The organism is Fructilactobacillus sp. X3R2C1 (genome assembly GCF_059901235.1).
In genome coordinates, this window is record NZ_JBWXVA010000004.1 from 39,246 (window position 1) to 53,202 (window position 13,957).

At 43.2% G+C, this 13,957-nt stretch carries 14 protein-coding genes and 1 tRNA gene; 1 reads left to right on the forward strand and 14 read right to left on the reverse strand.

The window, feature by feature from the left end:
- Positions 1–27: 27 nt before the first annotated feature.
- From AC6UDB_RS04980 to yycF, 4 genes are read right to left on the reverse strand one after another with little or no spacing between them, the layout of a single operon-like run.
- The gene (locus AC6UDB_RS04980; protein WP_500694190.1) at positions 28–873 is read right to left on the reverse strand and encodes a two-component system regulatory protein YycI; all 846 of its coding nucleotides are present in this window, start codon (positions 871–873) and stop codon (positions 28–30) included.
- Entirely contained in the window at positions 873–2,183 is a 1,311-nt protein-coding gene (locus tag AC6UDB_RS04985; protein WP_500696263.1) for a YycH family regulatory protein, read from the reverse strand. Before AC6UDB_RS04985 ends, AC6UDB_RS04980 begins: the two co-directional genes overlap by 1 nt.
- Positions 2,167–4,026, reverse strand: a complete 1,860-nt coding sequence (walK, locus tag AC6UDB_RS04990) for a cell wall metabolism sensor histidine kinase WalK (RefSeq protein ID WP_500694192.1) — start codon at positions 4,024–4,026, stop codon at positions 2,167–2,169. Before walK ends, AC6UDB_RS04985 begins: the two co-directional genes overlap by 17 nt.
- Positions 4,027–4,058: 32 nt before the next feature.
- Positions 4,059–4,772 (reverse strand): response regulator YycF, encoded by a 714-nt coding sequence (gene yycF, locus AC6UDB_RS04995; RefSeq protein WP_039143559.1) that lies wholly within the window; start codon positions 4,770–4,772, stop codon positions 4,059–4,061.
- Positions 4,773–5,024: 252 nt separating this feature from the next.
- On the opposite strand from yycF, the gene AC6UDB_RS05000 reads away from it, so the two are divergent.
- Positions 5,025–5,097, forward strand: a tRNA-Lys gene (locus AC6UDB_RS05000).
- A 104-nt stretch (positions 5,098–5,201) separates the two neighbouring features.
- Here AC6UDB_RS05000 and AC6UDB_RS05005 read toward each other — a convergent pair.
- The 10 genes from AC6UDB_RS05005 to AC6UDB_RS05050 form a co-directional block, all read right to left on the reverse strand.
- Positions 5,202–5,369: a hypothetical protein gene (locus AC6UDB_RS05005; RefSeq protein WP_500695955.1), complete on the reverse strand. Its 168-nt coding sequence runs from the start codon at positions 5,367–5,369 to the stop codon at positions 5,202–5,204.
- Between the two features lie 67 nt (positions 5,370–5,436).
- The gene (locus AC6UDB_RS05010; protein WP_500709314.1) at positions 5,437–6,048 is read right to left on the reverse strand and encodes a hypothetical protein; all 612 of its coding nucleotides are present in this window, start codon (positions 6,046–6,048) and stop codon (positions 5,437–5,439) included.
- 14 nt (positions 6,049–6,062) lie between these two features.
- Positions 6,063–7,391, reverse strand: a complete 1,329-nt coding sequence (locus tag AC6UDB_RS05015) for an MFS transporter (RefSeq protein ID WP_500706082.1) — start codon at positions 7,389–7,391, stop codon at positions 6,063–6,065.
- A 62-nt stretch (positions 7,392–7,453) separates the two neighbouring features.
- Positions 7,454–8,854, reverse strand: coding sequence for a replicative DNA helicase (gene dnaB, locus AC6UDB_RS05020; protein ID WP_500695952.1), 1,401 nt, complete (start codon positions 8,852–8,854; stop codon positions 7,454–7,456).
- A gap of 30 nt (positions 8,855–8,884) precedes the next feature.
- Positions 8,885–9,337, reverse strand: a complete 453-nt coding sequence (gene rplI / locus AC6UDB_RS05025) for a 50S ribosomal protein L9 (RefSeq protein WP_500694197.1) — start codon at positions 9,335–9,337, stop codon at positions 8,885–8,887.
- A 51-nt stretch (positions 9,338–9,388) separates the two neighbouring features.
- Complete coding sequence (locus AC6UDB_RS05030; RefSeq protein ID WP_500709316.1) at positions 9,389–11,410, reverse strand: DHH family phosphoesterase; 2,022 nt, start codon at positions 11,408–11,410, stop codon at positions 9,389–9,391.
- A 110-nt stretch (positions 11,411–11,520) separates the two neighbouring features.
- Positions 11,521–11,757, reverse strand: a complete 237-nt coding sequence (gene rpsR / locus AC6UDB_RS05035) for a 30S ribosomal protein S18 (RefSeq protein WP_010022194.1) — start codon at positions 11,755–11,757, stop codon at positions 11,521–11,523.
- A gap of 38 nt (positions 11,758–11,795) precedes the next feature.
- Complete coding sequence (gene ssb, locus AC6UDB_RS05040; RefSeq protein WP_500694199.1) at positions 11,796–12,305, reverse strand: single-stranded DNA-binding protein; 510 nt, start codon at positions 12,303–12,305, stop codon at positions 11,796–11,798.
- A 24-nt stretch (positions 12,306–12,329) separates the two neighbouring features.
- Entirely contained in the window at positions 12,330–12,629 is a 300-nt protein-coding gene (rpsF, locus tag AC6UDB_RS05045) for a 30S ribosomal protein S6 (RefSeq protein WP_500694200.1), read from the reverse strand.
- 182 nt (positions 12,630–12,811) lie between these two features.
- Positions 12,812–13,783: a GMP reductase gene (locus AC6UDB_RS05050; protein ID WP_500709317.1), complete on the reverse strand. Its 972-nt coding sequence runs from the start codon at positions 13,781–13,783 to the stop codon at positions 12,812–12,814.
- Between the last annotated feature and the right edge of the window lie 174 nt (positions 13,784–13,957).

Consider the following 13,957-nt stretch of genomic DNA (forward strand, 5'->3'; position numbering starts at 1 on the left):
ATCTTTGCTCAACTTATTCCCAGCTTTCTAATTATCTTCTGTCCCACTTGTGATTTTATTTTTAAAGTTCTCCTGAACGTTTTCGGTCTTTAAGACCGACCCAGTGAAGGCGTTAATCCGCCTTATGGAAACGTCCTTGGAGTTGCGGGTCTGGATGGCAATGACCCAAGTAGGGATATAGACCCCATTATTATTAATGTTTAACAATTTAGTGTATGATCTTCTGGTCCAAAGCACCCTGGAGTTGTTGGGAATCTCATTGTACTGGTAGAGCCAGATCAGTGCCCGTTCTTCCGAAATGGTCTCAGAACTCTCGTGTAAAATCTTGATGTTATTAAGCGCCGTTTGCGTATAACTCTTAATATTCCCGTCGTCATCTAAATAGAAGATGATTCTGGCATTATTGTCCATCAAATTACTCGTCAGCGCCTTCTGAATGTAGACAATCTTACTTGAATTGGACTGGTTTTGGTCGTACTCATAATCCTCACCGTTAATCACAAAACTCTTTCTTTTCATGAGTGGATCCAGTGTGTTCTGTGGGTTCCGATTATCAATGTCAATTGGCGTCCGCAACGTACTTACGACCGCTCCGTTTTCAAAGCGCGCGTCCTGATTTTTCAAGTTACCCATCTCATTTGCAAGATTACCATCATTAGAAGCAGAAATGTAGTAACCGTTAGAGCGCTTATTAGAGAGCTTCCCAACGGAAATTTCATCCCTGCGCATCTCTTTGATAATGGTGGAGTTCGCACTGTTTTGACTCGTGTTCTCAGACTGCATGTTTTGGTTTTGAACAATCATTAGGACCAAAAAGACGTCCAAAATAATGAAAGCCAGCAAGAAGATCTCTTGAATTCGCTTAAAATTCATTAGAAGCTCTCCTTTCCGGTACCATTGCCAATTAACTGGGAGTTAATCCAGGTGCCGTCGTAATTAACGAACCATGATGGCTGCAAGGTGATTAACTGCTTATTGTTCTTTTCGGGAACAACTTGGTAACCAAGGGTGATGGATCTGACCTTCTTCATGTCAATTCCCTGAGCGGATAGTTGGTTTAAGATTGTTCCAGTACTTGGAAGGGTAGTACTTTCGGCGTTCGTTGGAATTGGGATTTGAAAACTTAAAAGTGAAAATTCATAACGATTGGCTCCACCATTTCCCATCTTAAACGAACACGTTCCCAGTCGCTTCTGATTGAAGACGGGATAACCCTCAACAAACGTTCGGTAGGTGACGGTGTTTTTGACCGGATTATAGCTGTCAAAACGAGCATTATCCAGTGGAATTCCCAGCTTAGTAGCGTAGCGATAAGCCGAGTTCAACACTTCCTCGTAACTGTGGCCCCGCTTACTTTGCTGGTAGTCCTGATAAATAACGTTGTCCTCATTGTCAAAGTTTAATGACTGGTCCCGACTACTGTAGGTCGTACTCTTCTTTCGGTGCTTAACGCTGGTATCCGTCGTATTACCTAGTACCCGATTAATGTAAGCCGTCTGGGACTGTTCTGCGAGTAAATACCCGTAATTACGCATCTTGACCTGGCTTGGGTAGAAGAGAAACGGGCGATCGTTTAACGTCCGCATCTGAACGTCCACACTTTGAACTTTCGTAGTAAGAATGTTCTGTAACTTGGCTAAGTTCCGCTTTTTAGTGGTGACCTGGTACACGTGGTAACCGTCATCGCCCAACAGGTAAAAGTGGGTACTGTCGTTTAGTGGAATGACCATGCGATCAACGTTGAAATCATTCTTTTTCACCTTGTGATTAAAAATCTTACTTAACAAATTAACTGGAACTTCGCCACCATAATTCAACATCAGCGAATTTTCAGAGTTAAGGGTATCGATATACCGCTTTTGGTTATCCTTTGAGACCTCTTTGATTGACTTGACCTGATAGGTCTTAATGTTTTTGACGATTTCACCGGTCAAACTCGTGGTCTCACTTGTGAGCGACTTCTGTTTCCCACTCCTAGTGGTAGTAATAACCTCGGTGGGAGAATAGATATCATAACGATTCTTCGAAGAAACTTCGCTTTTAAGCGTAGCTGATTTATCCTGATGCATTCGACTCCCAAAGCGAGCTGGATTGACCAGTAGTGCCACGATGAGCACCAAACTGACTAGTACGGCAATACACAGTGAAACCGGTAAAATATAAGGTTTAAGCTTCTCCTTCATCCCAAAGATCCTCCTCGACTGGTTCGTTTGGTAGTGAAATATAGAACGTTGAACCCTTTCCTTCAATACTATCGACCCAAATATGGCCGCCAAAGGCTTCCACAATTTCCTTAGAGATTGCGAGCCCAAGTCCACTTCCACCTTGAGCCCGTGAACGAGCTTTATCGACTCGATAGAAACGATCGAAAATATGTTTAATGGCTTTTCGTGGCATTCCTAATCCCTGATCAGAAATACTCATGATGATGCGGTTGTTCTGTTCGTACAGCCGACAGGTAATGACGCCACCGTCTGGTGAATATTTGATCGCATTATTCATAATGTTATCAATGACCTGGGTAAAACGGTCGGTATCGATGTCAGCCCACAGATCCTGCTTAGTAAAGTCTCGTTTAATGGAATAATTCTTCTTTTTCGGATCGTCATCGGTCTTAATGATCATGTCAAAACGATCCAAGATGTAGTTAAAGAGCTTGTTGATGTTAACTAGTTCCGTATCATACTTCTGGGTCCCAGAATCCATCCGCGATAGTGTCAAAAGGTCGTTAATCATTCGAATCATTCGGTCGGTCTCGTCCTGAGTGACCTTCAAAAATTTGGGTGCCAACTTTTTATCCTTCCAAGCGCCGTCCTGCAAGGCTTCAATGTAGGAATGCACACTGGTTAAGGGCGTTCGTAGTTCGTGTGAAACATTGGATACAAACTGCTTTCGATCGTCATCAATCTTTTGTTGCAAGGTGATGTCATGGAACACGCAAACAAGCCCATTAATAAAGCCGGATTCACGCTGAATCAACGAAAAATGAGCTGATAAAATCAGCTTATGGTCGTGATCAGAAAAGTCCAAGTTGACCTGTCCTGGGTCTTCAATCAAGTTTTTAAGGGTGAACCGGTCGCGTAAATGCAAAACATCTAGGATGGACTTACCGATGACCTGTTGCTTACTAACGCCTAGAAAACTAAGCGCCTCATCGTTGATGATGATGACGTTTCCGCGACGATCCGTGGCAACCACACCGTCGGTCATGTTATCTAAGACCGAATCCAGACGCCTTCGCTCTGACTCGGTTGACTCCTGAGACTCTTCCACCCGTACTGACAGGTTATTGACGGCCTTCGCTAGTTGACCCAACTCGTCATTTCCGTAGACCTTAACGTGCCCCGAATAATTACCGCGAGCAATCTGTTCCGTCTGCTTCTTCATTGCGTCGATTGGCTTCGTAATGGCCCGAGAAATAATGAACGTTAGAAGCAAGCCCAAGATGATGGCGACGATCGCCGCAAACAGGTAGATTAAGGTGATACTGTTGATGTTTTGGTAAACCGGATTCAGATTAGCCCGAACGTAGACGACCCCTTCCATGTTGTTTTCGTTGCCCTGACTGTTAATCAAGGGTGTAATCATGGTGTAGTAACGGTTCCCATCACTGTATGTGTTTTTCTCGATGGTTTTACCGTTATTTAAAGCGTTCTTGATGTCATTGTCGGTGGTCTTTTGCCCCACTAACGACTGGTCGCTACTCTGATTGGTTCCACGGATGTTTCCCCTGGAATCCACCACCAGAATATCATCAGAATTGTTGGTATCAACGTCTTCAAGGATCGTCTGAATCTGCTTATTAGCCTTGGTTTGGTTCTTTTTGGCTAACTGCTTTTTAAGGGATGTATTAACGTAGGGCTTCAGTTGGATGGAGTCCTTAAACGTATTCAAATTTTGGTACTCGAGTTGACGCACAAAAACGGCACCCACTACTTCCAAGGTAATGATCATCATTAAGGCGAAAACTAACGCAATCTTAAAATGAATGGACCTTAAAAAGTGCCAACGTCTTTTCTTCTTCATTACATGAATACCTCTAAACTAATCAATTTGGGTTATTCTTCTTTTTCGGAATCCCGCAGGTAATAACCGACCCCACGTCTGGTTACTAACCACTTGGGGTGACTTGAATCATCTTCAATTTTTTCTCGTAAACGACGTACGGTCACGTCGACGGTTCGAACGTCACCGAAGTAATCGTAGCCCCAAACCGTCTGAAGCAAGTGCTCTCTGGTCATCACTTGACCAATGTGTTGGGCTAGGTAATGAAGAAGTTCGAATTCTCGGTGGGTAAGATCCACACCCTTCCCACGTTTAGTAACGGAGTAAGAGTCAGGATGAATCACCAGGTCACCGATTTCGATATCGTGATTATCGTCTTTTCCCTCCCCAGCTGAACCAGTGATGTTCTGCCGTCTCAAGTTGGCCTTGACCCGTGCCACTAATTCACGGTTGGAAAATGGCTTAGTAACGTAGTCATCGGCACCGAGCTCTAGACCGAGCACCTTGTCAAGTTCAGAATCCTTGGCAGTCACCATGATAATTGGCATGTTGTGGGTCTTTCGAACTTCCTTGGCAACTTCTAAGCCATCGACCTTTGGCAACATGAGATCAAGAATAATGAGGTCAGGCGTGTTACTATCAACCTTATCAAGGGCCTCTTGCCCATCGTGTGCGACGTCGACGTCAAATCCCTCTTTGGTTAAACTAAATTTTTCAATGTCCGTAATTGGTTTTTCATCATCGACAACTAGAATTTTTTTCTTCATAATATTATTTGTCTCCTTTGAACTGCTGGCAGTCCCTATATCAATCAAGTTTGGGATCAAGGCTTATTTTACGCTCAATCCTAGTTAAATTGTAACACATCAAATTACTCGCTTCACGTTATTCAACAACTGTTGTTAATTAATAACAGCTCTTTTCAGTATTTCTTCCGTATCTGCAATTTCGCCTTTTTTGTAAATTAGTGTTGCATGGGGTTTTGCGGTATGCTATTATAATGAATGTACTTTTGATTTGGGCAGTTAGCTCAGCTGGCAGAGCAACGGACTCTTAATCCGTGGGTCCAGGGTTCGATCCCCTGACTGCCCATCACATATCATGATCATGGTTAACGCCATGATCTTTTTTTATATCATTAATTTCACTAAAAAAGGAAAGACCATCTTCGTTAATTGCGAAGGATCCTTCCTTTTTTATTTTTTAATTGCTAAAATCTCGGTTAAAATTGCTAAAACAGCACAAAAACCGGCCATCGCCAGACCAATCCAAATCAAGCTTTGATCCTCAATAAACGGAACGAGAATCAAAAACATTGCCGCCAAAAAGGCCAAGATTAACGATAGGACATGTTGCTTCTTCACGCTTAACACCTCTAATCCTTAAACACCATGGGATTACATCAATTGTTTCACGTGGAACAATTATCATTTAAAACAATGAAACCTGTTGATAGGCAACTTCATCTAATTTTTTCAACTGATTAATTACAACTTGGACACCTTTGGTGGTAAAAGCCGCGTTTACGTATAGTTTATCCGCTCCACATGGTTGAGGCAAGTTAAAATGACCAATTTTTGGTACCATTAACCGTTTTTTAATACTCAGGTTACTGGGGCTATTATTTCCCTTGAGCCATTTGATGGTGTAGTGATGGGCTCTTAAGAACTGGTAAAACTCACGTTTCGTCATTTCCATCCCACTTACGTGTAACTCACCGTAAACGTCATCAATTGATTTAGTGATCTGATTCTGCTTTAAACTATTTCCGTAACGCAACACGATTGGTTTTACCTGCTGCTGAATCCAGCGCATTAGTCGGTCAGCACGTGGATAATTACTAAGGGAAGCAAGACGACACGTTCCTAAAACGGTTAATTGGTTAACTCCATTTTCATCAGTCACTAGTTCACTGTCTGAAAGTGAAACCATTTTGAGCTTCAATAAATTAATTACATCTAAGTAGTCAAAATAGACGTTCAACCCATCGAAACTAACGGTCAGTGGATGCCCCCGAAAACCACCTACATTAATTACCTGCACGTTCTCACCTCCAACTAGTCCTTAATGTCGTTTAAGATCCATACTGAGATTGCCGCCAAAACCATGGTAACCGCCGCAATCGCAAAGATGTTAGCAATGGATCCAATTGCCATCACAACTAGTGGACTGGCAAGTGAAGCCACAATTTGGGGAATACAAATTTGAACGTTAAACAGTCCCATGTACACACCAATGTACTTTCCTGGAATCTCACGGGTTACAAAAGTCAACGGGTAGACCGAAACGCCAGCCCATCCAATGCCAATCAAAATAAACGCAAGCACCTGCAAGAAAACGGTGTGGGAGAATGCTGACATCAAAAAGCCGACCCCGCCAATTACCAAACTAATTGAAAAGAGCAACTTGTACTTTCGTTGGGGGATTCTTGATAGTAAAAGTGAAAAAATAACAGCTGATAAAGCATAAACGGCCGATAAAATTCCAAATAAATTACCACCGGACTGATAACCACTGCTCATCGGATTGGTTGTGTTGAAAACGTTTTTGGCAATGATACTCGTCCCGTACATCCACATGTAGGCAAAGCCAATGTAGGCAAAAAGTTGGATGATGGATACCACCCAGAAAACGCGTGGAGCATCTTTTAAAAGCATCCACGTACTCTTTTTGGCCCGTTCGCCATTCTGCTCCAGTCCATGATAGTCATTAAACTGTTTAGGGGGATACTCATCAACCTTCATGACGGTAATAAACGTACAGAAGATTAAAACGATCACCGCAACGTAGAACGAAAAAATGACTGAATTAGGAATCATCCCTTTACTAGCGGTGTTACTGACCCCGAGCTCGGTGAAAACCCACGGCGATAAACACGCTAGCACACTCCCAATGTTTAAGAAAAAACTCTGAATTGAGTAAGCAAACCCACTCTGACGTTGATTAACCATGTCACCAATCAACATCTTGTAGGGTTGCACACACATATTGAACGCAATCATCAAAACCAACGTGATGACGGCGGCCAGTGAGATCGTAATGATGCTCGGCCAGCCAAAATCACCAACGTTTGGTAAAAGAAACAGGGTAATGGCGGAAGCAACGGTCCCAATAATGAGGTAGGGAATTCTTCTTCCCCATTTTGGCACCCAGGTTCGATCGGACCACGCTCCCACTAACGGTTGGACAAATAATCCAGCAATTGGGGGAATAATAAACAGAAGCCCTAAAAGACTCGGAGAAGTCCCGAGGGTCTGAAAAATTCTTCCCAGTTGCGAATTCATTAAGCCAAACGCCATTTGGACTCCAAGAATTCCAAAGGATAGAAACCAGATTGCGGCCGTGGTAAGTTTTGGCAACCCTTGTGTCTTTTCATTGTTATTCATTGAAAATCCTCTCAATCATTCTTAATTTTAATAAAAAGACCACTTACTCTGTAAGTGGCCTTTTACTGTACACCATCGTTTGAAGCGTATGAAATCGATGAAAACTTATTATACGATTTAATAAAGAGCAATTTAACCGTTCCACGTGGACCCGAACGGTTCTTTTCGATAATAACTTCAACTTCGCCAACGTTATCATCGTCATTTTCAACATCGGAACGTGGATCTTGGTCATCATCGTCTGAATCGTGTTCATAATAATCCTCTCGGTATAAGAATGCAACAATGTCAGCATCCTGTTCGATTGACCCCGATTCACGGATGTCAGACAGCACCGGACGCTTGTCCTGACGCTGTTCCACCCCACGCGAAAGCTGAGATAACGCAATCACTGGCACCTGTAATTCATTGGCCAGCTTTTTAAGTTGTCTGGAAATCTCAGACACTTCCTGTTGCCGGTTTTCTTTATTACCACCCTCAATTAACTGGAGGTAGTCGACCACAATTAGCCCTAAGTTTCCCGTTTGTTTTGCCAAACGACGACAGTTGGCCCGAATTCCAGCCATTTTATTGCCGGGAGTATCATCAATGTAAATGTGGGCCTTAGAAAGACTGCCCATCGCAATGACTAGATTTTGCCACTCCTCTTCGGTCAACTGACCCGTTCTAAGGTGATTGGCATCAATGCTACCTTCAGCACACAACATTCGGTTCACTAACGATTCGGCACTCATTTCCAAACTGAAAATGGCCACCGTCTTGTCGGTCTTGGTTCCCACGTTTTGCGCAATGTTTAGCGCAAAGGCGGTTTTACCAACGGCCGGTCTGGCAGCTAGAATCATCAATTCGCCGGGATGAAGTCCGGTCGTCATCTTGTCGAGCTCATGATAACCAGTCGCAAGGCCCGTGATGTCGTCGCCACCATTTTGAGAAAGTTGGTCAATCTTTGTAAATGATTCGTTTAAAACGTCCTTGATGTTCTTAAATCCCGACTGATTACGGTCCTCAGAGACGTTCATAATGTCACGTTCGGCATTATCTAAGAGGTCTTCGACGTCTTCGGACTGTTCATATCCCTGAGTGGCAATGTTAGTAGCCGTCTGAATCAAGCGCCTGAGCACGGCCTTATTTCTTACAATTTTCGCGTAGTAGACCAAATTAGCGGCCGTTGGGACGGCGTTGGTCAGATCAATGATGTAAGGCACACCACCAACGTCTTCCAGTTGGTCCCGCTGCTTCAAAAGATCGGTCACGGTCACGGCATCAATGCCCTGATCGTCATCATTTAGATCCAACATCGCCTTAAAAATTAATTGATGCGCTCGCTTATAGAAGTCATCTGGATTCAGATATTCCATCGCGTCAACTAAACCGTCGGTACTCAGAAAAATGGAACCCAAAACGGCCTTTTCGGCCTCAATATTTTGTGGTGGCGTGTGATCATTTAAAGTATCGTTGTTCATTATCGACTCTTTTCTAACTGCAACTTACGACTATTTTTCGCTGACGTGAACCCGAATTTGTGCGGAAACCTGGGGATGAACCTTAACGGGAACATCGGTATACCCCATAGTCTTGATTGGTTCACTTAATTCAATCTTCCGTTTATCCAGTTTAATGTTGTATTGATCCAAAAGTCCCTGGGCAATCTGTTTACTGGTAATGGAACCGAACAAGCGACCGTCAGACCCAGCCTTGGCCTTCAGTTCAACGACGGTTTTGTCATTTTCAAGTTCTTTTTTCAGTTTCTTGGAATCTGCTAGTTCCTCTTGCTCGTGCTCCTGTTCAACGTGTTGTTGAGCCTTTAATTCACTGATAGCCTGCTTGGTAGCTTCTTTAGCCAAGCCCTTCTTAATCAAAAAGTTGTTAGCATACCCAGATGGCATGTCCTTAACGTCGCCCCGGTTGCCCTTGCCTTTAACATCGCTTAAAAAGATTACTTTCATTTTAAATCCCTCCTTGTTTACTAATAATTTAACAGATTTAAACTAATTCTGCTATTGGTCGGTTTTATCATCGTTATTAACGATTTTATCAATGGCACCTAGTAGTGTCTTCTTAACCTCTGAAACACTTTCGTCGGGAATTTGCGTAGCTCCCGCTGATAAGTGGCCACCCCCACCGAGTGCTTCCATAATCAACTGAACGTTAATGTTACCATTACTTCGCGCCGAAATTCCAATGTTACCGTTAGTTCGCTTAAAGACGATAAACGAGGCTTCTACTCCGTCAATTGTCAGAAGCGAATCAACCGCTTGCGCAGCAATGACAGAATCATACTCCTTATCATCTTCAGCGGTGATTAGGGCCATGTTCTCATCAATCTGTTCCATCATGGAAATCAGGTGGTTTCGTGCCATGTAATTATTGATACTTTCCTTCATGAAGTCAGCCATTTCATCAGCGTTGGCACCAGCTGACCGCAGATAACTCGCCGCATCAAAGGTTCTCGTCCCCGTCCTAATCGTAAAGGATTGGGTGTCAACCACAATCCCACTCAGCATGGCGGTCGCCTCTAACTGATTGATTGGATCGGCGTCTTGAGACTGGTACTCAAACATCTCAGTAATCAGTTCGCAGGCCGACGAAGCGTATGGTTCAATGTAAACCAGGATCGGATTCTCGGGAAAGTCTTCACCACGTCGGTGATGATCGATGATAACCACGCGGTTCTTTAAGCGTTTGTACAGGTCACCAGAAACCCCCATGTCAGGCTTTGAATGGTCAACCATAATCAGCAGACTGTTGTCAGTTGCCTTTTTCAACGCCTTATCTGGGGTAATAATTGATTCCTTAATGTCTGGATAATCATCAATCGCGTTTAATAACCGCTTGATGTCAGAGTGCGGCTCTTCGTCATCCATCACGATCCAACACTGCTTCCCGTTCATCTGGGCAATCCGTCTGATTCCCATGGCGGCTCCCATCGCGTCCATGTCAGGTTGAGCATGACCCTGAACGAAGATCTGATCCGATTCTTTCATTAGTTCCTGTAAAGCGTGGGAAATCATTCGCGCCCGGACCCGCGTTCGTTTCTCCATTGGGTTCGTCTTTCCACCGTAGTAGCGGGCTTCTTTGTCCTTGGCCTTGACGACAACCTGATCGCCACCACGACCAAGAGCTAAATCAAGGTTACTCTGAGCCTGGTCGGCTAAGTTGTTCAGGTTATTATCATCGTATGAAATCCCGATACTAAGGGTCAAAGGAAGGTTCTGTTTCGAGGTATCCTCTCGAATCACGTCTAAAATATTAAATTTATCCGCCTCAATTTGATTCAACGCGGAAACGTACAACAGGATAAAGTAATGATCCGCATCAATTCGCTTTAGAAAAATCCCGTATTCCTGCGCCCACGAGCTCAGTTCGTTGGTGATGTAGTTTCTAAGGTTCGAGACGTCCTGATCGCTCATTGACTGCGTAATTTCGTCAAAGTTATCCAGAAAAATCTGGCCGACCGCAATTTTACCGTTTTCGTACTTCTTTTCAATCTCAGCATAGCGGGTAATGTCCATCATGTAGACGGTGTTGTACTCTCTTTGAATCAACATATCGAACATGTGACCGCGCCAGGTGACCTCAATTGGCTTGGTCTGGTCAAGGTTTGCCTGAATGATGTCAAAGAGGTCTGGAGCAGAATGGTCAAGTGGATATCCGACCACCTCCGTACTATCAAAGTATGGCTGTAAATATGGATTAATCCACTCCACCACGTGGTTATCATCAAGGATTAAGATCCCAATCGGCATCTCAAGCAGTGACTCCTGTTGCCCGCGCATGATTTGATAGGACAAATCGTTGATGTACTTATCGGATTCTTCACCCACGCGGTTCATCGTGTTAATGGTATAGACGAGTCCCACACAAGCAATCAGTAAAAGAACGATTCCGATAAAGAAGTTGTAGAGAAAGGCAATTACTAGTCCCAAAATCAATGAAATTGCAATAAAAATCGTAATTTTTCTTAATCGTGTATTTTTTAAAAATGGCGGCAACGTCATTTGTGAAAAGAATTTCTTCATAGTAACTCCCATCTTTGCTCCATTATAGCTTCTATTTTATCACATTGAGGCAACCCAATAATCGGATAAAAAAAAGACCTAACTAAATTAGTTAAGTCTCAAATTCTTAATTAGTCACCAACTACGAATGGCATTAAGCCCATGATGCGGGCACGCTTGATCGCAATGGTCAACTTACGTTGGTTTTTAGCGCTTGTTCCGGTAACTCGACGAGGTAAAATCTTACCACGTTCTGATACGAAACGTCTTAACAAATCAACGTCTTTGTAATCAATGTATTCAATGTGATTAGCGGCGATAAAGTCAACCTTACGGCGACGATGGCCACCTCTTCTTTGTTGAGCCATGTGTAATTCCCTCCTAAAACATTAATCAAATCGTTCCATTAAAATGGAAGATCGTCATCGGAAATATCAATCTGGTCTCCAGAGTTAGCAAACGGATCCTTCGAATTGTCGTTACCTTTACTATTGTTAGGAGTGGCCTGACCACTCGTCTTTGGAGTTCCAAATGGATTTTCGCTAGGAGCGTGATTGCCACCGTTGTTAACTTGACCCTGACCATTTCCGTTCTGTGAACGTGGTTCAAGGAGAGTGAAATTCTCAACGACTACTTCGGTAACATAAACTCGTTGACCCTGCTTGTTTTCGTAATTTCGGGTCTGAATTCGACCTTCAATTCCAACCAGGGAACCCTTATGCACGAAGTTGGCAAAGTTTTCAGCTGATTTGCGCCAAATGACACAGTTGACGAAGTCAGCTTCCCGATCACCATTTGAGTTAGTGAAACGACGGTCAACAGCTAGCGTAAAAGTACCCACTGCTGCGCCGTTTTGGGTGTATCGCAAATCAACGTCTCGTGTTAAGCGTCCAGTAAGAACTACTGTATTAATCATACTGAAAAACTCCTTTCATTCTAATTATTTGTCGTCTCTTCTTACGATCATATGACGTAAGATGTCTTTGTTAAACTTAGCAAGACGGTCAAACTCGTCTAGACCTTGGTCGTTGTCGCCTTCTTCAACGTTAACAATGTGGTAAGTACCTTCATTGTAACCGCCGATTTCGTAAGCAAGACGACGTTTTTGCCAGTCTTTTGAATCGATTACGTTTGCACCGTTATCAGTCAAGATCTTATCGAAGCGGTTGACCAAGTCAGTCTTGGCAGCATCGTCGATATCTGGTCTGATGATGTAAGTAATTTCGTATTTGTTTTCCATGAATTACACCTCCTTGTGGACTGTCGGCTCTCCAGTGATTTGGAGAGCAAGGGGAGTCAATTAAAATCTAATTAAACTCACAACGATTGATTATATCATTGATTGTTTTTTACTTCAACAGGACATTCGAGACGTTGACTTGCGATACATGATTAAATACGAAGCTTTTTTTAAATCTTTTTTTAATCGCCATTATAAATTGAATTTTTTACGACCACGTAATCAACTTTTCTAATGGCATCGATGTATTTTCCACCAGCATAAGAAATTGAGGACTGTAAATCTTCCTGCATTTCTCTTAAAGTGTCGTAGATACTGCCCTTAAACGGAACCAACAACTTTTTACCCTCAACGTTCTTGTAGGCACCCTTTTGAAATTGCGATGCGGAACCAAAGTACTCTTTGTATTCCTTACCGTCTTTTTCAACGTTTTTACCGGGCGACTCTTCGTGGCCCGCAAACATCGATCCAATCATGCACATTGTAGCACCAAAGCGAATTGATTTCGCAATATCACCATCGGTCCGAATCCCACCGTCAGCGATGATTGGCTTTCTGGCACCCTTCGCACAGTACCGAATGGCAGCTAACTGCCATCCTCCCGTTCCAAAGCCGGTCTTAATCTTGGTAATGCAGGCTTTCCCGGGTCCAATTCCAACCTTGGTAGCGTCCGCTCCGGCATTTTCAAGTGCCCGCACGGCTTCTGGCGTTCCAACGTTTCCAGCAATCAGGAAGGTGTCAGGCATCTGTTCTTTGACGAATTTAATCATATTGATAACCGAGTCCGAGTATCCGTGAGCAATGTCAATCGTAACGTATTCAGGAAGCTGGTTGGCTTTGACCAACTCTTTAATGAAGTCATACTCGCCAGGCTTGACCCCAATGCTGATAGAGGCAAAGACCCCGTCAGCGTGCATCTTTTTAACAAAATCAAGTCGTTTCTCAGGTTGAAAACGGTGCATGACGTAAAAATAACCGTTTTTTGCAAGGCTTTCGGCTAAATCAGCATTAATAACCGTTTGCATGTTGGCGGGTACGACCGGGATCTTGAACTTACGGCCACCAAATTCCACGGAAGTATCACACTCACTTCTAGAATTGACCACACACTTATTCGGAATCAGTTGAATATCTTCGTAATCAAACACGTCCATCTTCATAACTCTCCTTGATTATTTTACGAACTATTTTGTCAAATTTAGTTTAAATGTTTCAAACACAACCAATATCATAATCGAATTGCACCATTTAATCAATATGAAAGTGCCAATTTACGAATGTTAACCATAAATTTAGCCAAAAAAATAGCACTACCGTTAACGTAGTGT